Source organism: Celeribacter sp., from assembly GCF_048266405.1.
Classification (GTDB): domain Bacteria; phylum Pseudomonadota; class Alphaproteobacteria; order Rhodobacterales; family Rhodobacteraceae; genus Celeribacter.
On sequence record NZ_JBLWZO010000024.1, the window covers coordinates 1 to 19,957 of the forward strand.

21 protein-coding genes, 2 pseudogenes and 1 riboswitch are annotated in these 19,957 nt (G+C 54.6%); of the genes and pseudogenes, 8 read left to right on the forward strand and 15 right to left on the reverse strand.

Annotated features, from left to right (window positions below; genetic code table 11):
* The first annotated feature begins 332 nt into the window (after positions 1–332).
* The 3 genes from ACN0TS_RS18260 to dctP are packed head-to-tail and all read left to right on the forward strand — an operon-like array spanning position 333 to position 3,152.
* Positions 333–815 (forward strand): TRAP transporter small permease, encoded by a 483-nt coding sequence (locus ACN0TS_RS18260; protein WP_417260763.1) that lies wholly within the window; start codon positions 333–335, stop codon positions 813–815.
* Positions 816–823: 8 nt separating this feature from the next.
* On the forward strand, positions 824–2,125 hold the full coding sequence (locus tag ACN0TS_RS18265; RefSeq protein WP_417260764.1) for a TRAP transporter large permease: 1,302 nt from the start codon (positions 824–826) through the stop codon (positions 2,123–2,125).
* A 55-nt stretch (positions 2,126–2,180) separates the two neighbouring features.
* The gene (gene dctP / locus ACN0TS_RS18270) at positions 2,181–3,152 is read left to right on the forward strand and encodes a TRAP transporter substrate-binding protein DctP (protein ID WP_417260765.1); all 972 of its coding nucleotides are present in this window, start codon (positions 2,181–2,183) and stop codon (positions 3,150–3,152) included.
* Positions 3,153–3,260: 108 nt separating this feature from the next.
* Here the strand turns inward: dctP and ACN0TS_RS18275 are convergent.
* The 3 genes and pseudogenes from ACN0TS_RS18275 to ACN0TS_RS18285 form a co-directional block, all read right to left on the reverse strand.
* A pseudogene (locus ACN0TS_RS18275) lies at positions 3,261–3,681 on the reverse strand (transposase); the annotation flags it as partial.
* A 306-nt stretch (positions 3,682–3,987) separates the two neighbouring features.
* Complete coding sequence (locus tag ACN0TS_RS18280; RefSeq protein ID WP_417260766.1) at positions 3,988–4,488, reverse strand: flavin reductase family protein; 501 nt, start codon at positions 4,486–4,488, stop codon at positions 3,988–3,990.
* Complete coding sequence (locus ACN0TS_RS18285; protein WP_417260767.1) at positions 4,485–5,576, reverse strand: LLM class flavin-dependent oxidoreductase; 1,092 nt, start codon at positions 5,574–5,576, stop codon at positions 4,485–4,487. Before ACN0TS_RS18285 ends, ACN0TS_RS18280 begins: the two co-directional genes overlap by 4 nt.
* A gap of 122 nt (positions 5,577–5,698) precedes the next feature.
* On the opposite strand from ACN0TS_RS18285, the gene ACN0TS_RS18290 reads away from it, so the two are divergent.
* Complete coding sequence (locus ACN0TS_RS18290) at positions 5,699–6,226, forward strand: winged helix DNA-binding protein (protein WP_417260768.1); 528 nt, start codon at positions 5,699–5,701, stop codon at positions 6,224–6,226.
* A 162-nt stretch (positions 6,227–6,388) separates the two neighbouring features.
* Here ACN0TS_RS18290 and ACN0TS_RS18295 read toward each other — a convergent pair whose 3' ends face one another.
* The 4 genes from ACN0TS_RS18295 to ACN0TS_RS18310 form a co-directional block, all read right to left on the reverse strand.
* On the reverse strand, positions 6,389–7,177 hold the full coding sequence (locus ACN0TS_RS18295) for an IclR family transcriptional regulator (RefSeq protein ID WP_417260769.1): 789 nt from the start codon (positions 7,175–7,177) through the stop codon (positions 6,389–6,391).
* Positions 7,178–7,180: 3 nt separating this feature from the next.
* Positions 7,181–8,455, reverse strand: a complete 1,275-nt coding sequence (locus ACN0TS_RS18300; RefSeq protein ID WP_417260770.1) for a TRAP transporter large permease — start codon at positions 8,453–8,455, stop codon at positions 7,181–7,183.
* Positions 8,455–8,940, reverse strand: a complete 486-nt coding sequence (locus ACN0TS_RS18305) for a TRAP transporter small permease (protein ID WP_417260771.1) — start codon at positions 8,938–8,940, stop codon at positions 8,455–8,457. Before ACN0TS_RS18305 ends, ACN0TS_RS18300 begins: the two co-directional genes overlap by 1 nt.
* A gap of 61 nt (positions 8,941–9,001) precedes the next feature.
* Positions 9,002–10,102: a TRAP transporter substrate-binding protein gene (locus ACN0TS_RS18310; RefSeq protein WP_417260772.1), complete on the reverse strand. Its 1,101-nt coding sequence runs from the start codon at positions 10,100–10,102 to the stop codon at positions 9,002–9,004.
* 411 nt (positions 10,103–10,513) lie between these two features.
* Here ACN0TS_RS18310 and ACN0TS_RS18315 point away from each other — a divergent pair, with 411 nt between their 5' ends.
* The 3 genes and pseudogenes from ACN0TS_RS18315 to ACN0TS_RS18325 all read left to right on the forward strand — a co-directional run.
* Positions 10,514–10,963, forward strand: a complete 450-nt coding sequence (locus ACN0TS_RS18315; RefSeq protein WP_417260773.1) for a hypothetical protein — start codon at positions 10,514–10,516, stop codon at positions 10,961–10,963.
* A 77-nt stretch (positions 10,964–11,040) separates the two neighbouring features.
* Positions 11,041–11,484, forward strand: coding sequence for a nucleoside diphosphate kinase regulator (gene rnk / locus ACN0TS_RS18320; RefSeq protein WP_417260774.1), 444 nt, complete (start codon positions 11,041–11,043; stop codon positions 11,482–11,484).
* 840 nt (positions 11,485–12,324) lie between these two features.
* Positions 12,325–12,552, forward strand: a pseudogene (locus ACN0TS_RS18325) (DUF1127 domain-containing protein); the annotation flags it as partial.
* On the opposite strand, the gene ACN0TS_RS18330 reads toward ACN0TS_RS18325, so the two are convergent.
* The 6 genes from ACN0TS_RS18330 to thiM all read right to left on the reverse strand — a co-directional run bounded on the left by ACN0TS_RS18330 (position 12,443) and on the right by thiM (position 17,150).
* Entirely contained in the window at positions 12,443–12,769 is a 327-nt protein-coding gene (locus tag ACN0TS_RS18330) for a hypothetical protein (protein WP_417260775.1), read from the reverse strand. The pseudogene ACN0TS_RS18325 and the gene ACN0TS_RS18330 sit on opposite strands and share 110 nt — an antisense overlap.
* Before the next feature lie 392 nt (positions 12,770–13,161).
* Positions 13,162–14,154 (reverse strand): hypothetical protein, encoded by a 993-nt coding sequence (locus ACN0TS_RS18335; RefSeq protein WP_417260776.1) that lies wholly within the window; start codon positions 14,152–14,154, stop codon positions 13,162–13,164.
* 74 nt (positions 14,155–14,228) lie between these two features.
* A complete protein-coding gene (locus ACN0TS_RS18340) occupies positions 14,229–14,951 on the reverse strand; it encodes a TenA family protein (RefSeq protein WP_417260777.1) in 723 nt (240 codons plus the stop codon).
* Positions 14,948–15,754 (reverse strand): bifunctional hydroxymethylpyrimidine kinase/phosphomethylpyrimidine kinase, encoded by an 807-nt coding sequence (gene thiD, locus ACN0TS_RS18345; protein WP_417260778.1) that lies wholly within the window; start codon positions 15,752–15,754, stop codon positions 14,948–14,950. The genes ACN0TS_RS18340 and thiD overlap by 4 nt, the downstream gene beginning before the upstream one ends.
* Entirely contained in the window at positions 15,751–16,365 is a 615-nt protein-coding gene (gene thiE / locus ACN0TS_RS18350; protein ID WP_417260779.1) for a thiamine phosphate synthase, read from the reverse strand. The genes thiD and thiE overlap by 4 nt, the downstream gene beginning before the upstream one ends.
* Positions 16,362–17,150: a hydroxyethylthiazole kinase gene (thiM, locus tag ACN0TS_RS18355; RefSeq protein ID WP_417260780.1), complete on the reverse strand. Its 789-nt coding sequence runs from the start codon at positions 17,148–17,150 to the stop codon at positions 16,362–16,364. The genes thiE and thiM overlap by 4 nt, the downstream gene beginning before the upstream one ends.
* A gap of 47 nt (positions 17,151–17,197) precedes the next feature.
* Positions 17,198–17,294: riboswitch (TPP riboswitch) on the reverse strand.
* A 243-nt stretch (positions 17,295–17,537) separates the two neighbouring features.
* Here thiM and ACN0TS_RS18360 point away from each other — a divergent pair.
* Entirely contained in the window at positions 17,538–18,545 is a 1,008-nt protein-coding gene (locus ACN0TS_RS18360; protein WP_417260781.1) for an LLM class flavin-dependent oxidoreductase, read from the forward strand.
* 262 nt (positions 18,546–18,807) lie between these two features.
* On the opposite strand, the gene ACN0TS_RS18365 is transcribed toward ACN0TS_RS18360, so the two are convergent.
* Both ACN0TS_RS18365 and ACN0TS_RS18370 read right to left on the reverse strand, forming a co-directional pair.
* Entirely contained in the window at positions 18,808–19,371 is a 564-nt protein-coding gene (locus tag ACN0TS_RS18365; RefSeq protein WP_417260782.1) for a hypothetical protein, read from the reverse strand.
* A gap of 436 nt (positions 19,372–19,807) precedes the next feature.
* Positions 19,808–19,933 (reverse strand): DUF1684 domain-containing protein, encoded by a 126-nt coding sequence (locus tag ACN0TS_RS18370; RefSeq protein ID WP_417260783.1) that lies wholly within the window; start codon positions 19,931–19,933, stop codon positions 19,808–19,810.
* Positions 19,934–19,957: the final 24 nt, after the last annotated feature.

The following is a 19,957-nucleotide window of genomic DNA, read 5'->3' on the forward strand; positions in this document are numbered from 1 at the left end:
CCATGGAATTGGAAGCCTCACGCCTCGAGAGCTGACACTCAAGCAGCATAACCCGCGGTATCAATGAGGCGGTTACGGTCAATTTAGCAAAACTTGGCCTTATTTTTGGGCGAAATCCAAGACTGCACATAGTTTTGATCTAAATATTATTAAGATGAAATATATATTTTCGCGTCCATTTTTTCCACAAATTTGGGCATTTTCGGGTTAAATTTGCCGAATTTGCGAAAATTTTGGCCATTTTTCACATTTTTAAAATGCAGTCCCCATAATATATTTTAACCTTGAATTACTTGATGGCGTAGATAACATGATTTCAAAAGGATGGGGGAATGACGTTGATCAAAAAGACGATGAGTTGGGCTATGCGCTGTTTTGGCGCGGCTTCCGCAATTGGCTTTGCCGCGATAGCTATCGTTGTCTGTGCAGATGTCGTGATCCGCAATCTCGCGTTGGCGCGGATATCATGGGTTAGCGAGTTCACGGAATATCTCATGATGGTCTCGACGTTTTTGGGCGCTCCCTGGCTGCTACATGCGCATGGCCACGTGCAGGTCGACGTTCTGCCGCGCGCACTCTCGCAGATCAACGCACGCCGTTTGGCAGTGGTCGCCAATATCGCAGGACTGGCCATTACTGGAGTTTTGTTTTGGCGGGCGTGTTTGGTCACATCCGATACATGGCAGCTTGGCTCTTTGGTGTTTAAAAACCTCGTCTTCCCAGAATGGTACCTGCTTGTGCCGATAATGATCTGCCTTGGGATGTGTTTCCTTGAGTTCACACTGCGCCTAACATTGAAGGATTACGCCCAATGATTTGGTGGATGACATTGTCTATTCTTGGCGCGGTTTTGGCGGGGCTTTTTGCCACAGGATTGCCGGTAGCCATTGCATTTTTGGGAACGAACATCATCGGCGCTTGGTTGTTTTTGGGCGGGGTAGCGGGACTGGATCAGCTTGTGCGCAATGCTTCAAGCGCAGTCAGTTCATTTTCTTTGGTGCCGATTCCGTTGTTTATCTTGATGGGGGAACTGCTGTTCCATTGCGGTTTGGCGTTCAAGGCGATTGAAGCAGTTGAGCGGTTGTTGAACCGTTTGCCCGCGCGCTTAGCCTGCGTCACTGTGGTTGGCGGCACAGCATTCTCGGCGCTGTCAGGCTCATCTATTGCGAATACGGCGCTGCTCGGTAGTACGCTGTCACAAGACATGATGAAGCGCGGCTACTCACCCACGCTAGCGCTGGGACCTGCGATGGCAACGGGCGGTATTGCGGTTCTGATCCCTCCATCTACCTTAGCCGTGATGTTGGGATCTCTTTCCGGCATTTCGATCACACAGCTTTTGATCGGAGGTATCGTTCCGGGGTTCCTGATGGCCGCAGGGTTCCTTTTATTTGTGATCCTTGTGGGCGTGTTCGATCCGAACTCGGCGCCGCGTCAAGACACGACACAGGTCTATACGTTTCGGGAACGTTATGTGCCGTTCTTACGCGATGTGGTGCCGTTGTTTGGCATTTTTGTCGCCGTAATTGGCGGGATGCTGTCTGGGATCGCAACGCCGACCGAGGCCGCTGCACTCGGCGCGATGGCCGCCTTCGTTGCAACAATCTGCTACCGCAAATTGACATGGGACTCGCTAAGGGAATCCTTGGTCGAGACTGCAAAGGTGTCGGTTTCGATCCTGTTCATCATCGTCGCTTCCACAACGTTTTCACAGATCCTGTCATTTTCAGGGGCGACAATGGGGATGCTGTCTCTCGTAAAGGCCGTTGATCCGACGCCGATGGCCCTAATCTTGGCGATGTTGCTGATTTTGCTCTTAATGGGCTTCTTTATCGATCAGGTTTCGATGATGATGATTACGGTGCCATTGTTCATCCCACTCGCGCAGAACGCGGGGATTGATCTTGTATGGCTTGGCTTGATGATGCTTGTCGTTATCGAGCTGGGCTTGCTCACGCCGCCCTTCGGGATTTTGCTAATGGTGATGCAGGGCGCCGTTAAAACGGTTCCGCTTGTGCAGATTTACAAGGCGGCACTGCCCTTCATCCTGATCGAAATTCTAGTTCTGGGCCTAATGATCATCTGGCCAGACCTCACGACATTCCTACCTTCGCTTACTCACTAACCAATCACCACTCGCGTGGAAAAACGCGGGGACATAATTCAACAGGAGAGTTCAATTGACCCTATCGCTTCGCTTTTTGCCGCTCGCATCGGCGCTTACCTTGAGCGCATTCACCACGGCAACCCACGCTGACGAGATTACATTGCGGGCGATTTCCGCCTTTCAACCCAACACAGTATTTTACGAACCGTTCCAACGGTTTGCAGATCGTGTGAATGAAAACGGGGCAGGGGTTGTCCAGATCGAAGTGATCGGTGGACCTGACGCGATGCCACCGTTCGAGATCGGCAATGCACTCCGTAATGGTGTGGTGGACTTGGCCAACACGACGGCTGTGTATCACGCCAACCTCGTGCCCGAAGGGTTGGCGATGACGTTGACTGATTTGCCGATGTCAGAGCTGCGCACGAATGGCGGCTATGATCTATTGGATAAAATCCACCGCGAGAAAGCCAATATCCATTGGCTTGGTCGTCTTACCGAAAACGTTCCCTATCATATCTATTTGTCTGAAGACCACGAGAGCATCGATTTTGAGGGCCTGAAGATCCGTTCTGTTCCCATCTATCAGGCATTTTTCAAAGGTCTCGGGATCAATCCGATGCAAACCGCACCCGGGGAAGTGTACACCGCGCTAGAGCGCGGCACGATTGACGGCTATGCTTGGCCCGCGACGGGCGTGTTCGATCTCGGATGGCAGGAGAAAACAAAATCCCGTGTTGACCCGGGGTTCTATCAAGTCGAAACTGGCGTCTATTTCAGCGAGAAGACGTGGGAAAAGCTGAGCGATGCACAACGTGAATTCTTGGAAACTCAGATGCTCGACATCGAGGCTGAGTCCGGGCGCTTCGTAGAGTTGGCTGCCGCAGATATTGCGCGCCAAACCGAAGAGGGTATCGCGACGCTGTCGTTGTCCGAAGCGGAAGCTGAAGCATTTATTCAGATGTCAGTGGAAGAAGGCTGGAAGCCCGTTTTGGCAGCCAACCCTGAGGCTGGCCCAAAACTGCGTGAGATGTTCTCCAAATAAATGACGCAGTAACGTTTTGCTAAAGATTTAAGGGCGGCTGAAGCTGATCAGCCGCCCTTGTTGTGTCTAGGTCCCTGAGCAGAGAGTTTACAAAGTGCATGGTAGTCGCGTTGGGCGTAGATGGCGCAACAGATCGCTATCGCGGAAGTGCCCCTCGCGGCAGATTGCTAGGCAATCGCCTGCCGGACAATGCGTACCATATTTTTTTGAAAGTCGAGTGGCTCGGCGCTGGATCCGCGAGGCCAAGGCGGCAGAAGCAGCGGTAGGCAAGGTTAAGATGAACCTCTTCACACGATTGTCTTTCAGAGCGGATGCCAAGGCAACATCCAACCAAGAGCATGCGGATCAGAGGTTCTGGATCAATCGAAGGGCAGCCCATGTGGCTGTAAAACCCTGTAAGCTGTGCCCGAATGCTGCTTAAATTAGAGAACCGGTCAATCGATTTCAGCAGATGATCTTGAGGTACGTGTTTATTGAGTGAAAGCTCGTAAAACAACGCGGCCTGCGCTTCCTGTTTTGGTCCCATCATCATTCAATCCTCTGCTGCCATAGAAAAATTGAATCAGCCATAGACACTTAAACCAACAGGAGTTTTCCAACAGGATACGCCATCAGTGAAAATCCCTGCTTGGAAACAACCGCTTGGCTTGAACGCGCGGGTGTATGGCGCGGGGGCGTCGTCGGTTGGAGGCTTGGGGGATGCCTACCTTATCCATCGGGTGGGCCTTGGGCGATAGACGCATGGCGACGTACACTCAATTCATTCCGGTTCGATAAAGCGTCCACACATCTAGCTTGCGTCTTGGCATATTTGAGAAAACAGCACCCCTATGTGTTACAGGTCATTTTCGAGTGATCGAAATTTCCCGTCCCAATAAACAAGCGCTCCGCGATCTGCGTTTTCCTCAACGGCACAGACCCGTCCAATGACAATGGAATGCGTTCCGCGATCAATCATTTCTTCGATTTCGCAATCAAAAGCGGCTGGTGCATCTTCAAGCAACAGTGCTCCGGTTTGTGCTGTGATCCATTGTGCGCCCGTGTATCGATCTACCCCTTTCACACCGCCAAAACCTGCAAAGCGTTCAGCGACATGTTGGTGCTGCGCTCCAAGAGATGACCAACCAAAGTATCCGTATTGCTTCAATAGAGGCCAACTTGATGAGGATCGGTTGATGCAGGCAAGCAATAACGGAGGTTCAGCACTCAGAGACATCGCCGAAGTTACGATCAGGCCAGAGCGGTCCTGACCTTCACCGACGGTGATAACCGAGCAGTTCCCCACCAACGCGCGCATCGCGTTGGTGAAGTGCTTCGGAGAAACAGGTGAGGTCATCGAATGCCCGCCTGCTCGAGGAGTGGCAGAACTTCGTCGCGGAAATAGGGGAATTCTTCCACGTAATCCACAAACGACAAAGTCGTACCAGAGAAGCCCGTCTCATGCAGCTTGATGATCCCGTCCGCGACTTGGCGAGGTGTCCCAACCAGTGGGAAGCCACCATGTCCCATTGCAAAAAGGTTTTTGATTTCCGCCAATAGATCGTGGGGGAAAGACTGGGCATGGGCAAATTGCAGGTTCACCAAGTTATCGACAGCATCCCAGTCCGCCATATCTCCCATGAGCTGATCCCGCAGGGCGATCGCTTCTTCTTCTGTCTCACGACAAATGACATGGCTAAATGTCAGCACGCCGACATCGCGCCCTTTAGATTTTGCCAGCTCTTTGAGTTCTTTTATTTCCTCAACAGACCTTGCGAGATCAATTGCGGGCGTAAAGAGATAGTCCGCATTGTCCGTTGCAAAAGCGCGGCCAATTCCCGATCCGGCGGCGTTGAGGATGGGAGGGCGGCCATTAATTGGTTTGGGCGACCCTGCGACGTGCTTGAGGTCGAAATATTGCCCTTTCCAGTCAAAATACTCTTCGGACACCCAGAGTTTTTGAATAATATCAAACCATTCTTGGGCGTAGCCATATCGCGTTTCGTGATCGTCAGCGAGCGTCAGGCCAAGGGCTTCATACTCGGGCTTGTTCCAACCTGCGACGATATTCAGACCTGCGCGCCCATTGCCGACTTGGTCCATCGTTGCAATCTGCTTGGCTGCGACGACAGGATTGTTGGCGGCGGTGTGAAGGGTCGCGAAAACACTTATATTTTCTGTGGATGCGAGCAGCGCAGTGGCCCAGGTAACGGTTTCCAACACGTTGCCATGAAAATCCGTTTCACCACCGTAACCGATCCAACGAGCAATAGGCAGCATGAAGTCAATGCCCGCTTCATCCAGCATTTTGCCCAGCTTTAAGTTGTTTTCCCAGCTGTTATCCCAACGCTCGGCCATCTTTGTCACAGTCATTCCTGACGAGCAATTCGAGGAAAAGGTGCCTAATTTGAAACCCTTAGGGTCTTTCATCATGTTCTTTTTCATTGTCATCTCCCTGATTGAATAGACTTTACATCGTAAATTACAAGGTATGATGGGCGCATCTTCTGCTTTTAGTCAAATAAATTCGCAGATATGATTGAACAAATATTTGGAGAGTGAAGATCGTGACTATTAAAGAGGCAAAAGTAAGCGACCCTTCCTGGCACCTTTCCGAGAACTCAGAAGAACTAACCTGTACCGAACTAGAGTTCTCTCTTATGCGGAGCTACGAAGCATTCGGGCGATGGCAGGCTGAGTGCCTTGCATCCGTAAGTGACTCTGTCGTGACCGGTCCCGAAAATGCATTGCTGCATCTTGTGCGCATGAATAATCGCGCGAAGAGCATTAAAGAGCTGGCCCGCCTGACAAACCGTGATGATATTGCAAACATTCAATATTCGATGCGGAAGCTTTGCACCGAAGGCCTCGTGGAAAAATGTGGTTCGGGGCGCACCGGGGTCACCTATCATGCGACGGATAAAGGTGTCGCGGTGACGGATGAATACAGCGCTTTGCGAAAAAAGTTGCTGATCGAACAACTCGAAAGCCAACGGCAATTCAGTGAAAAACTGGTAGAAGCAGCGAAGACGCTCAACACCCTTTCAGGGATCTACGAAGAAGCAACCAGGATTGCAGCTTTGCATCGACGATAACTTGCGCACTCTGTGTGTCGAACAGGGGGCATGTAAGATCTGGGACAATACTTTCTGAAGTCTCTCTAAGACAGACGGCTTTTCAGGATGTTTCCTGAGGGTCCGTGCATGTCTATTCGCAATGACTATCGGTAAACGTTGGTATGCCCTAAACTAATATTCTCACATTGGCGCGTTATCTGGGGGACGTCGCACAAACCCTAATGCAGCACTTATTTGGCTGGCGGCATGTACGGCTTGGGCGATGACGTCATCTTCGCTGTGGGCCATGTTCTTGCGTTTTAGGAATGGAATAGTGAGCGCCGCGCGGACGCGACCTGTGTAATCGCGAATGGGCGTGGAAATGTTGACAATCCCATCCACGACATCGCTTGCGCGGACCTCGCGGTCCGTCTCCTTGACGGCATTGACGCGCGCCTCAAAGGCTTTGCGTGCCTGCGGGTCCAGATTGCCCATGATCGTTTCCTGATCTTCTGGCCGCCAAAAGGTCACAAGCACGGTTCCCGAGCTGGTTTCTGTTAACGGGAATGATGACCCCAGCTTGACGCGGTAGTGCATCGAAAGTGGGCTATCCACACTGGCGAGGATCAAAAGCCGCTCACCGTCTGCGACCGACAGGTGGCATGATTGCAAGGTGGATTGCGCCAGATCCTCCATGATGGGTTGAGCCATCCCAATCAGCCTTGCGCTTGGGGGGTGCTGGTGTGACAGCTCGAACAACCGCATTGAAAGCGAAAAACGATCCGTTTGCGGGTCTTTAAAGATCAAGCTCCGTCGTTCGAGCGCCAAAGCCACACGGTAAATTTCCGTCGTCGATCTACCAACACCATCGGCAATCTCTTTCATGGTCGCACCATCGCGCTGAAGCGAGAGATATTCCAAGATATCTACGGCCTTATCCACCGCAGGTGCTTGATATACCGCTCCTTTCTTGCCGGAAGGCTTTGACATTAATCATACTCCAGTCAACAACGTAGACACCTGTGGGACCAAGATCAGAGTAATTGCGACAAGTAGGAAAACCAACAGGAAAGGGATGATGGCCTTGGCAAATTCCCCGATGCTCACGCCTGTAGCGCTACACGTGGTGAACATCACGGTGCCAACTGGTGGTGTGATCCCACCCATATGGATCATAAAGACGAAGACGATCCCGAAATGCACAGGATTGATGCCCAAAGTCAGTGCAACAGGCATAAGCATTGGACCTAGCACCAAGATCAACGCGGTTCCTTCAATTAGCATCCCTGCGATCAACAGCACGAGGGATACGATAATGAGCATCATCGTCTTGTTCGTCGTCAATCCTACAAGAAATTCTCCAATTGCTTGAGGCACTTGATTGAATGTCAGTATCCAGGTTAGAGCCGCCGACGTTGCCAGAACCAGAATGATTGCAGAGCTTGTTGCGACAGTAGACCAAAGTGCCCTGATGAGATCAGCCCACGTTGCCTCCCGATAAACGACCATGAAAATGAGCGTATAGCCCACAGCAAGGCCCCCAGCTTCGGATGGCGTGAAAACACCTCCTCTGATGCCGACGACAATCAAAATAGGCATCATGATAGCGGGCAGGGATTGGATGAATGCAGTGCCGAGGGACATTGATGCATCATGTTCCGAAGATGGTTCACCCCAACCGTTACGCTTGGATAGAAAGTGAACAAGTACGAGTAATGCAGCGGAGAGCAGCACCCCAGGGAGAATGGCGCCAGCGAAAAGTGCGCCAATTGATGTGTTTGTCACGAACCCGAACAGAATAAGTCCAATACCTGGTGGAATAAGAGGAGCAATCAAAGCCGACGCTGCGGTGACCGCCGCCGAGAAGGGGGCGGGATAACCGTTTTTCACCATCTGTGGCACAAGGATTTTTGCCTGCATCGCAGCATCCCCATTTGCCGAACCCGACATGCCGGACAAAAGTGTCGAGAGCACAACATTGGTCTTCGCCAATCCCCCCGAAACACCCCGTGTTAGAACAAGAGCGAAATTGGTGACGCGTGGCGTAATTCCGGAGATATTCATCAACTCACCGGTGAGGATGAAAAGCGGGACGGCAAGAAGTGGGAAGCTCTGTGTTCCAGAGATGAGGCGCTGTGCGGCGACAACATCAAGGACAGCTGGTTCGGCGATCACAAAAGTGCCGATAATGGCCAAAAATGTGAGGGCAACGGGAATGCCGATTGCTCCGAATACGATGAATATAACGGCACTGAGCAGCAGCAACATCAGGACAGGCCCTTCTGGTATGTGAGGATAGATTTCAGCAGCTTGATCAGTTGCTCAAGAGCAAGCAAAGCAAAGCCAATGGGCATACTCGCATATAGCCAACCGATTGAAATACGCATCGAAGGGATCACCATTCCCGCACGATCAAACAGCTTCCAGCCGATCCAGAATGTTCCCGTGGAGATAAAGATCACAATAATGGATTTGATCACTTGATGAACAAGAGTTCCTCTTGGCGTCAGCTTGTTCGAAAAAAGATCTATTGCCAGGTGGCCGTCACTTTTCTCGGCCAGAGCCAAGCCCAAAAATACGGCCCATGCAAAAAGCAATGTGGACAAGTCATAAGAGTAAACGAGTGGAGAACCCACAATATAGCGCATGACGACTGATAGGATGACGACAGTCACCATCATAATCATAACAATCCCCGTGACCACAAAGACGGCCCACGCAAGCCCCGTTTCAAGTTTTTCCAGAGATTTCATGAGATTCTCCCTTTTGGCTGCATTGATGGAAAACCAATGCAGCCATGTTTTTGCAGAACGCTTAGTTGTCGAGAATAGCGCGGGCGCGTTCGTAGAGGTTAGGGGACCAGGCTGGGAACGATTCAGCGATACCGCTTGCCCGTGCAACAAATGCGGAGCGATCAAAATCAGAGATGACCGTCATGCCATGTGCTTTGACTTCTTCAATGTCACTCTCATACCCACCAAGAGAGATTTCGCTCATCATGTCGCAGCCCTTTTGAGTCTCTTCGCTCACGATAGCTTGTTGCTCTTTCGTAAGGCCATTGAATTGTGATGCGCTCATCACGACAGGCGCAATATCAACAATATGGTTGGTTTGGATCAGGTATTTTGCGCCTTCGTAGTGCTTTTGGTCCAAGAGAGCCGAAGGCGGAGCTTCAGCAGCGTCGATCACGCCTTGGGACAGTGCCGAGTAAACATCTGGCCATGGCATCGGTGTTGGCGAGGCGTCGAACACCTGTTTCACCATCTCGGTATAGATTGTAATAGGCTGCACCCGCATTTTCAGCCCCTTCATGTCTTCTGGGGCATGAACTTCTGTGTCGCGCGTGTAGAGGTCGCGCATACCAAAAGCGACGTAACACATTACCTTCACGTTGGCCTTCTCTTCGGCCTGTTGTTCGAGGTCCTTGAACAGATCGCTCGTGAGAAGCTTTTTAGCCTGCTCAAAGTTCTCATACATGAACGGGTAAAGTAGAATGTCGAAATCGGGGACATAGCTTGCGATGCCGCCGGATCCGACCTGACCCATCAAATCGCTACCAAGCGAAATTTGCTCAACAATTTGTCCGTTTTCGCCAAGTTGTCCCGATGGGAACACTTCTAGCTTAACCTCGCCGTTGGTGCGTTCGTTAATGCCCGCAGCCATTGCCTCTGCGCCCACATTTACAAAGTGGGTTGGCGAGTTCATGTGCGCGAAACGAATTGTCGTCTCGGCGTGAGCGGCCGTCGCCATAAGCGCGCCTCCCAACAAAAGAGTGGTAACTGAATACTTCATAGTGCGTCCTCCCGAATTTAAGATGTATATATAAAACTTTAATTTCATATAGGCGTCAACCGGATTCATTTCGCAAATAAAAATCATTCTCTCTGATGAAGTTCCGGGCCATTGTGCGGCCAATCAAGTTCCATGTGGATCAGTCATATGGGTGTAACCCGGCTGCGTTCAGGCGGCTAAGGCACGCCGATGGCACATTTGGCCTGTTCGGTTCTTCAGCAGAAACAGAAAGGAGTGATTGGGTTTGGAGTATTTTAGCTGAGCCTATTGCGCTTGTTTAGATCATGTCGTCGTTCGATTAGGGGCAGCTTGGTGTCTAAAGGCTGCTGTCCTACGGGTGCTGACGTCAGATAGCTTGGATTGACACCCCCAGTGTAAAGGCTAGGCTTACGGCATGGTTACGCACAAGAATCATTTCCGGTTTCAACTTCTGAACCGCCCCCGTCCCCGGGTGGCGTGCGCTTAGGCGATTCTTCAACCCCCGGGGCCTCTCAAATCACTCATTGAGACGACGATCCTTCCCGGGGAGCAACCATGCAGATAACCAATTCGACACGCTTGCGCACAGACAGTGCGTATACACCATCATTCAAATACGCGCCGCTCAAAAGCCGGTTCCAACTGACCAACTCTGATCGGGTTGGCATCGAATGGCTGTTGAGTGCTGGCCTCACGGCGGAGTGTCCATACCCGACACTCATCGAAGGTTTTTTGCGCCACAAATTGCGGTCGTCCAAATCCGCGCCCGAACCTGCACCGCATGACCTCGTGGTGCCGGGTCGACTGGTTTCATACATGACCTCCGGAGACAAAGCGCGTCGCGGTAAGGTGACTATTATCCCAAACGAAGACGACGGCAGCATCCCTGTCACCTCCTTTTTGGGGGCGACGATGCTAGGTATGCGCAAAAAGCAACGCATGCCGTTGCTGCGTGAGGATAGCGGAATCGACATCCTTGTCGTTTTGGACGTGCTCGACGCCTGATGGCGCCCAGCAAAGCCGCCTCACATCCCCCCCATCAACATCAAGTGACTGACCATATTTCATTCAAGGAGAAATCTATGTCCACGTCATCCACGCCGCGCAAACCGCGCACACCCCGCCGCCCCAAGATAGTGCTCAGCAGCACCCGCCTTGCGGAACTCGAAGCTCTGTCCGAAGGCATGATGCGCCGCAATCCTGAACTGGCCGAACAGCTGATCGAAGAACTCGGCCGCGCACGCATTGTCACTCCGGCGCGGCTACGGCCAGATGTCGTCGATCTCGGGCGCGACGTGACCTACCATGACGAGGAGACGGGGAAGGATCATACGGTCACGCTTGTCCTCCCTCAAGATGCCGACATTTCCAGCGGCCGCATCTCGATCATGACCCCCATCGGCGTTGCTCTGATCGGATTGGCCGAAGGTGCCGTGTTCCATTGGGAAACGCGCGGAGGGAAGCGGCGCGAGTTGAAAGTACTCAAAGTTTCGCCCGTTGAGCGCGAAGCGTTGCAAGGCGCCTGACATGTTTTGCGAGAAAACGAGGGCGCGCAAAAACCATGTGCCGCCCGGAGGGTGCGCTTTCATGTTGTGAACAACATGGCGCATCGTCCGGGAGTGATCGCCGCCGCCGATGTATCGGCAATTCTATCCACGCCGGAGATACGCTATGACCTTTCACCTACCACCTCAATGCCCGTCCTGCGCCGCTGCAATCCCGCGCGCCGCAGCCGGACGATGTCCGAGTTGTCGCCACCCATTTTCTCGCGCGCATCCACAAGGGTCCGTTAAATGTCGCCGTTGCGACGCGGCGATACCGCTTCAGGGCGCCACAGCCCTGATATGCGCCTCTTGCCGCAACCGTCGCCCCTCGCGCTTTGGGCATCACAATGGGTTGCCAACGTAGAGCTACAGGCGTTTAGCCCACCCCTGAAAGACAGAAAGTCGCAGGCGTCTCTGTGCTGTTGAAAGGCGCGGCGGCGTGGCCCATCTCAGGAGCATGACAATGTTCGGATTTCATAAGAGGTTCCTGCTTTTTGCAGGAAATACGCTGAGCGGCCGGTAGCCCCGGGTGGACCTGCGCCGCAATGCGCAGTCCTGCCACGGGGGGCAAGTGATCTCACATTAAACCGAAATGACGCAAGCACCTGTCGTTCGATTTGGTATGCGTATACGCACCCAATTCGAATGACAGGTGTGGCCGCTACGGTTCAGTCATCTTGTATGGAGCGTGTCATGACTGCCAATCCGTTCACCGAATTTCTCTATTTCAAAACATCCCACTTTGCGCCGAACCATGCGACGAAGCAGACAAAACACAGCAACATTCTCCACCGCTGGCTATGATCCGCGACCCGCAATTGGCAACGGCATCGGACGATCGAGGCTTTGCAGGCATTGGACGGTCGCCTGTTGCGCGACATTGGTTTGTATCGTGGCGACATCCCGCATGACGATGACACTTCATCTGAACCCAGTAAGCTTATGGGCAGGTTTTCGGTAAATACGGATTGCGCACGGGGTCAAGGCGTTCGAAACGCATCCACTTTTTTGACCAGTTGTAGTGTTCGGTTCGCCCGTCAGTTTGCGTGACAAGGATGGCATGGTATTCCCAAATGTAGCTGCCGCTTGGGCTTGTTCTGCGAGACCCGATTAGAGGCAGCCGCATCTGCCATATGGAGGTCAGCTCCATGTCATATTCACTCGGGTTGGGCACGAGAATACAAGAAATGTCCGACTGACCTTTTGTACCATGATGGTTATACATGCCAATTGCGGAGGCCCAAGACCAAATGGAGAGAAGAACCAAGATCCCAGCTCCCCAAAAACGGCGGCGGGTTCGTTCGAACGATCGAACTGCAGAAAACAGCAAAAAATACCCCACGAACCCAAACACATAGAAGAGCATGATGGCACCGTTCGCGGATGTGCCTTCCACCCATGTCATCAACGCGAGGAGCGCGCCGATGATGAGGAGGGCAATGGCGAGAACAGCCGTAGCTTTTGAAGGCCCCCCGCGTTTGCTCCGAGGCTTTGGAACCCAATGCGCTGCAATCAACCCGAGAGTGCAGCAGACAGCCACAAATACAGCGCCCCTCTCTGGCGCGGTTGGAAACCAACTACTGAGCCAGAATAGGAGAACAAGGAATGTCGGTATAACTTTCAAAACGGTCCTTCTCCCAAACTCAACCCGAAACGCTGTTAATATGCCAGACTTACAAAATATATGCGCTCCACCCGTTTGTCCTGTCCAAAATCGATCACCATCGTCCATTCGGGATCAGGGACCGGATTGTCCGAGCAGACATATGCGGTGAAGCTCTGCGATGTAGCCGTATACCCGTCTGGCACACGGCCCAAAAGGCGGATCACCTCGCCGCGCGTCAGCCCAACCTTCAACCCCGACGGCATCTCCCAACTCGGCGATGTGGTGGACATGGCAACAACTTCCTCTTGGAAAATGTCGAGGTGCATGCCGACAAGCGTCATGCGGTCGATGGCCTCGCCGCGCCCGTCGGGGTCTTCGATGGTCTCTGGTGATCCGAGCTTGCCGAGCGCACTCAGCGGATCACCCATGCGCACGCCGCCAAGACTGAACTCGCTCGCGGGCAGGCAATGCTCGATGACGCTTTCGTATTGGCTGTCCTGCAAGATCGACGTGGGAGTCGGCTGAATACTGTCTGAAACCCAAGTGAAGGAATAGAGGTCCCAAGTCAGGCCCGCGGCCACTTTAATGTCATAAATCCCGCCGCCGAAGCCATAGCTTACTGTCTCTGGGATACACTCAAGGCTGGCGGCATGTTCGCCACTTTCCGTCACCTCGACCCATCCGAAACGCCGTGGCTCATGCTCCATGTCTTCTTCGGAAAACGGGCGATCAAAACCGCCGCCCACGTTGTAGGCGTAGTCGCCATTGTAAAAGGTGACGCTCTCAAAGATCGACACGCCCGACCCCGACCATGGCGCGAAGTCGACGCGCACGACAGGTTCAGACAAAAACAAGTCAGGGGCGCCGCCAATAGGCCCATAGCTATAGGTTGCAACCTGATCGTCGAAGCACACGAAGACCTCCGTGTTGCGCCCCTCAATCTGGCACGAGGTGAAGGCCTCTTGTCCTTGTGGGCATCCCGCATGCGCTTTTGTGGCCAGAAGGGCGCCTGCAAAAAGAAGGGACACGCCAAAATTCATACTCACTCACTGTCCCTCTTTGGTACGTTTGCGTGCCGTTGCCGCTAAATGGTGGTCAGGTTTGATATCAAAGTCTACCCTTAAGGCACTGAGTTTGACGTAGAGGGGCGATTGCGAACCTCGGTTTCGAGCGCGCTTATCGTCGATCCCCAACTATGGCGATGATAGGCGCTGTCCCAAAATTTCCACTCATGCCAGGACGCCGCAGCAAAAGCTTTGTGCATGGCTGTCCGTGTCGATGTATCGGCGGCCTCTCCCAAAGCATCCGTTAGATCGAGCATACCCTGCACCGATGCCTCGAAGGCGTCGCTGGCATAGGTGTCAATCCAGGCGCGATAGGGGTGATCTCCAGCGGCTTGGGCATGGATCGCCGTTCCAACGCGCTGATATATCCAGAAACATGGCAAGAGCGATGTCACCGCGACCGGAAACGGGTCAACGGCCGCCGCGCGGATGAGAAAGCTGACGTAGTGATCGCAGGCGCGCGATGGTGGTGTCGCCGCGAAATCCGCAGGCGAGACGTCGTAGAGCGCCATATATTCGCTGTGCAACCGCCGCTCCACCGCAATCGCCCCGTTGGCGGACCCCGCCAGCCTCGCGATGTTTTCTGCATCCGGCGCACGAGAGGCCGCCAGAGCAAGAGCGCGGGCGAAGCCTTCGAGATAATGTGCATCCTGAATGATGTATTCACGAAAGGTCTCAGGGGGGAGGGTGCCTTGTGCCAGTTCCGTATTGAACGGCATCGTGCGAATTGCGTCTTGGAGGTCGGACGTCATGGTCCATAGGTCTTGGGTAAGGCTCATGTCTGGTTCTCGATTTGGGGGTAGAAATGATGAACGGGACCGTGACCACCGCCGACCGACAGATCATCAGCGGCCATGATGGCGCCGGTGATATAGGCTTTGGCGCGATGGGCGGCGTCGGGCAGGGCGTGGCCCAATCCGATGTGTGTCGCAAGCGCCGACGACAGTGTGCAGCCGGTTCCGTGTGTGTTGGGCGTCTCCATCCGCTTGGCGGGCAGTGCGGTTTCGCCGCGTGACGTGATCAACAGGTCCGTCGCCATCGCATCCGCCAGATGCCCGCCTTTGATCAATACGGCATCACAGCCTTTCACTCTGAGTTGGTCGGCGTGGTCGCGCATCTCGTCCAAGGTTTTGGCCTCAGCCGTTCGCAAAAGGTCCGCAGCTTCGGGCAGGTTTGGCGTCAACACGCTGGCGCGGGGCAATAAGCGCTCGCGCAGGGCCGCAACAGCATCTGCCGCCAACAACCTGTCACCGCCTTTGGCTACCATCACGGGGTCCAGAACGATGGGCGCATCCAAGCCCTCAAGAGCGTTTGCCACGGTCTCAATTGTCGCGACATCCCCCAGCATTCCGATCTTGACCGCATGAATGTCGATGTCGGCGCGGATTGCTGCGATCTGGGCCGCAATCATCGGGGCCGACACCATTTCGACTGATGTGACGCCGCGCGTATTTTGAGCCGTCAGCCCGGTGATGACAGCCATTGCGTAGCCGCCATTGGCAGAAATCGCTTTGATGTCGGCCTGAATGCCGGCTCCGCCTGACGGGTCCGACCCCGCGATGGAGAGAATGTTGGGGATCATGTGTTACTCCATTGATCAAGGAAAAGACGGGCTGCACGGTCCGGTTGCGCCGCCCGCGAAATGGCTGACACCACCGCAATGCCCGCGCATCCTGCTCGGCGCACGCCGGTTACGTCCGCAGCGGTCAACCCGCCTATGGCCATGCAGGGCACCGATGCCGCGCGGGTGATCCTTGCCAGACCATCAAAGCCCAACGGGGTGGCGTGGTCGGGTTTGGAGGCCGTTGCGCGCACCGGACCGACCCCCAGATACGTGACACAATCACGAGGGGTTTTCGCCAGCTGCGCCTGCGTTTCAATCGACAGGCCAAGTACAGCATCCGGCCCGATCCGCGCGCGAATATCGGCAGGATCACCATCGGATTGACCGACATGCACGCCAAAACACCCCAAGGTGCAGGCGATCTCTACACGGTCATTCAAGATCAACTTTGCGCCCAAGGGATCAAGCCGCGCAGCTATGGCCTGTGCAAGGTCAGAAAAACCCGCGTCATCGAGTGTCTTGTGGCGCAGCTGAACCCAAGCCGCCCCACCGCGCGCGGCCTGTTCGGCCTGATCGATTATGGGCAACGGTGCATCGGCATCGGTGATGAAGCAAAGGGGCGGGATCATGCTGCCTCGATCCGCGCCATCGCGTCCAGATCCTCCCCGGTCATCGCGAATAATGCATCCACGAATGCCACTTGAAAACTGCCGGGGCCACGGGCGGTTCGCGCCGCCACTTCGCCTGCAGCACCGTAATAAGCCAGTGCAGTCACTGTTGCGTCAAAAGGCGGAGCAACGGCGCAAAACGCGGCCACGATGCCCGTCAACGAGCACCCCAAAGCCGTAATGCGGGGCATCATCGGATCGCCGTTCGTGATACGTGCGGACTGCGTGCCATCCGTGACAAAATCGACCTCTCCGGTCACGGCCACAACGGCGTTTGTGCGTATCGCAAGCTCACGCGCTGCAGCCTCTGCCGCCGAGACAGGATCTGCGGCATCGGCACCGCGTCCTTGGGCGGAAGCGCCCGACAAGGCGAGGATCTCAGAGGCATTCCCGCGGATCACAGTTGGAGCCAGTGCGAGCAAGCGCGCGCCAAGCTGGCGCCTCAGTTCTGTCGCGCCCACTGCGACAGGGTCCAAAACCCAAGGTGTTCCATTTTCCCCAGCTGCTTTGGCCGCGATTTGCATGCACGCGGCCCATTCATCATCAAGTGTGCCGATGTTAATGCTCAGCGCTGATGCCAGACCTGCGAATTCAGCGGCCTCGCCCCGCGCGTGTGCCATGGCAGGCGATGCGCCCGCCGCCAGCATGATGTTGGCCATTACATTCATGGCTACATAATTGGTTATGTTCTGCACCAAAGGTGCCGCAGCGCGCATGGCGTTCAGGTGGTGTGATGGTTGGTTCATATGCATCCCTTCCTAAGGCGAAGGGAATCAGTTCGACCCATTAATTCACAGGGTCAAACACAACTTCCTACGCCGGTATGAGCCGGTTCAGGTTCAAAGGGTACGTCTCAACCCGACCGATGTCGGATGCCCCTGTTGTGTGGCGGATGCTAACGGTTTCGGCCTTGGTGTCAAATGCGGAGTAGAATTTACTCTCGGTATGAAGCCAACCCAAGTCAGTCATTCATTTTAAGCGAATTAAGGTCGGTTTTGTCCCGCATGGCAGATCATTGCGCACACCGCAGTGCGTGTCCGGTTTTTGCCCTCTATATCGAAGATTTTCTTAAGTTGTTTAGCCCCTTGGAATATTGCGCTCGGGTGCTTAGCTCCCTGTAAACGGAGGCTCCTATGCAACATTTCTCACTCCTCGATCTATCACCTGTACCTGAAGGCGGGACCACGGCGGAGGCCTTGGCCAATACAGTCACTTTGGCGCGGATCGCCGAGGCCGCAGGATATCATCGCTATTGGATGGCCGAGCATCACAACATGCCTGGTATCGCTAGCGCCGCGACAGCGGTTGTGATCGGACACGTGGCCGCCGCGACCAAGACCATGCGGATCGGCGCGGGTGGCATCATGTTGCCCAACCACGCGCCGTTGATCGTCGCGGAGCAGTTCGGCACGCTTGCCACATTATACGGTGATCGCATTGATCTGGGGCTTGGCCGTGCGCCTGGCACCGACATGGCGACCGCCCGAGCGCTGCGCCGCCATATGGCGCCCGAGGATAGCTTTCCGCAAGATGTGCAGGAGCTGATCGGCTATCTCGGATATATGCCCGATGGTGCAGCCGTCCGCGCCATTCCGGGTGTCGGCACGCACGTCCCTGTCTGGATTTTGGGGTCGAGCCTCTATGGTGCCCAACTCGCGGCGCATCTGGGGTTGCCCTATGCCTTCGCCTCGCATTTCGCTCCGGCGATGTTGGAGGAGGCGCTTGCGGTCTATAGATCCACCTTCAGACCATCCAAATCCCTCCCCAAGCCTTATGTCATGGTCGCCTCCGGTGTCTGGGCCGCCGATACGGATGCGGAAGCACACGTCCTGCGCACGTCACAAGAGCTTGCCTTTGCGCGTCTGATTTCTGGTAAGCCCGGAAAACTGCCGCGACCTGTCGAGGACATCGAGGCACATGTGCCGCCTCACGTTCTGGCGCGTGTCAGACAGTCCTTGTCCTGCTCGGCGACGGGATCGCCTGATACGGTTCGGTCGCAACTCAGCGCCATCATCGACAAGCACCAGCCCGACGAGCTTATCGTGACCAGCATGATCCATGACCACACGGCGCGGGTCCGTTCGTTTGAACTTGCCGCCGCTATACTGGCCCAACTGCGTGCGCACCAAATGATGGCTTGATCCCGCGTGTTAATTAGGTTCGGTCGGCCCAATGCCGTTCGGCTAAGGATCTGCTTGATCTCATCGTGGAGGCGGGACCGGAGGAAAGCGCAGAAGCCTTCGCCACAGTGACGGCGGTTAACGCCTCCAATTTTGCGCGTGAAGAGCCGATCATCCTGCCGGCCACCGTAACGGTGTTGGTGTAAGACGAGTTGGTGGTGCGGGGGCTGCGCCACCGGCATTATCGCGTTGTCGAGCGTCGGGGGCAGGGCACCCGCTGGCGTCACTCAAACGGTGTGACGGATTTGAATGCCTCGATCAGGATGGGTTTGAGTTCATCTGCCTTGCCATCTGCGGTATGCAAAGAAAACAACTGCATATACCCGTCTGGCGTTGAGGCGGCGATCAGGACGGCCTCGGGGACGCCCATATCGATATATGCCGGCAAATCCAGTTTGGTCGTGACAACCCAAGCCATGCGACCGCCAATATCCTCATAGCTGCGCGCGGAAATGTCCGCGCATTGATAGTTTTCGCAAAGACCCTCCAGAAACCCTTCGGTGGTCTTTTTCTGCAGCTCATTGCCAAGCATCACCATCGGGTTCTTTTCGAGGTAGGTCATCGCCGATACTAACGTGAGTGGCTCATGCCCCTCGGGAGAACTCGCGACGAGGGTGGATTGTGGCCCCGTCAGATCAATATCGGTATTCCACGCGATGTCTCCGCCAAGCTGCATGGTGTATTTGGCATTCCCATCTTTCAATTCGACCGCAGATTGGGAAAAGGCGGCGCTAGATGACAGTGCCAAGACGACACAAGTTGAGGCGATCTGCATTCCGAGCTTCATGAATATCTCACACTTATTAAGAGGAAAGTTATGCGTTGATAACTTAAATGACGCTGCGGATGCTACCGAAAACCCGCCTGTGGGGCAGGTTTTCGGGCACTCGGAGCCTTGATGCGCCGTTGGCTCTAGATCACGCCCATGGCGTGCATCGCATCGGACACGCGCTCGAAGCCCGCAATGTTGGCTCCGAGAACATAATGCCCCGGAACCGGACTGGAACAGGCGCACGGCCTCAAGCATGGAGGGCATATTTGCCCCGTCCGCCGCTTGTCCTGACATGCCCTCGTTCACAGTCGCGATGCTATGCTCTGCGTGTCGAAACGAGAGGAGCATGTATCAGGTCCCACCTTTTGCCTGATAGGGTTTGGCAAACCCTGAACCGAAGGACTGCGCGGCGAAATACGAGTGTGTCTACCTACGTGCCTGAGTGGCCAGATCAGAGACGTTTTTCGCCGGCCTCGATCCGGAAGGGGAAGAGGTTTTCGCGCGGTGCAAGCGGGCAGATCGCGTGGTCGGTGAAGGCGCAGGGCGGGTTGATCGCGCGATTGAAGTCGATCACCACGCTGTCCTCGGTTACCTCTTCGCC

What these genes read in the sequence shown, in the direction of transcription:
- ACN0TS_RS18295 (WP_417260769.1), bottom strand. Translation starts at nt 7,177, where the DNA reads ATGTCAAAGCCTTCCGGCAAGAAAGGAGCGGTATATCAAGCACCTGCG.
- rnk (WP_417260774.1), top strand. Translation starts at nt 11,041, where the DNA reads ATGTCCACGTCATCCACGCCGCGCAAACCGCGCACACCCCGCCGCCCC.
- ACN0TS_RS18305 (WP_417260771.1), bottom strand. Translation starts at nt 8,940, where the DNA reads ATGAAATCTCTGGAAAAACTTGAAACGGGGCTTGCGTGGGCCGTCTTT.
- ACN0TS_RS18280 (WP_417260766.1), bottom strand. Translation starts at nt 4,488, where the DNA reads ATGACCTCACCTGTTTCTCCGAAGCACTTCACCAACGCGATGCGCGCG.
- ACN0TS_RS18260 (WP_417260763.1), top strand. Translation starts at nt 333, where the DNA reads ATGACGTTGATCAAAAAGACGATGAGTTGGGCTATGCGCTGTTTTGGC.
- ACN0TS_RS18265 (WP_417260764.1), top strand. Translation starts at nt 824, where the DNA reads ATGACATTGTCTATTCTTGGCGCGGTTTTGGCGGGGCTTTTTGCCACA.
- thiM (WP_417260780.1), bottom strand. Translation starts at nt 17,150, where the DNA reads ATGAACCAACCATCACACCACCTGAACGCCATGCGCGCTGCGGCACCT.
- thiE (WP_417260779.1), bottom strand. Translation starts at nt 16,365, where the DNA reads ATGATCCCGCCCCTTTGCTTCATCACCGATGCCGATGCACCGTTGCCC.
- ACN0TS_RS18340 (WP_417260777.1), bottom strand. Translation starts at nt 14,951, where the DNA reads ATGAGCCTTACCCAAGACCTATGGACCATGACGTCCGACCTCCAAGAC.
- ACN0TS_RS18300 (WP_417260770.1), bottom strand. Translation starts at nt 8,455, where the DNA reads ATGTTGCTGCTGCTCAGTGCCGTTATATTCATCGTATTCGGAGCAATC.
- ACN0TS_RS18365 (WP_417260782.1), bottom strand. Translation starts at nt 19,371, where the DNA reads ATGAAGCTCGGAATGCAGATCGCCTCAACTTGTGTCGTCTTGGCACTG.
- ACN0TS_RS18285 (WP_417260767.1), bottom strand. Translation starts at nt 5,576, where the DNA reads ATGAAAAAGAACATGATGAAAGACCCTAAGGGTTTCAAATTAGGCACC.
- thiD (WP_417260778.1), bottom strand. Translation starts at nt 15,754, where the DNA reads ATGATCCCCAACATTCTCTCCATCGCGGGGTCGGACCCGTCAGGCGGA.
- ACN0TS_RS18315 (WP_417260773.1), top strand. Translation starts at nt 10,514, where the DNA reads ATGCAGATAACCAATTCGACACGCTTGCGCACAGACAGTGCGTATACA.
- ACN0TS_RS18360 (WP_417260781.1), top strand. Translation starts at nt 17,538, where the DNA reads ATGCAACATTTCTCACTCCTCGATCTATCACCTGTACCTGAAGGCGGG.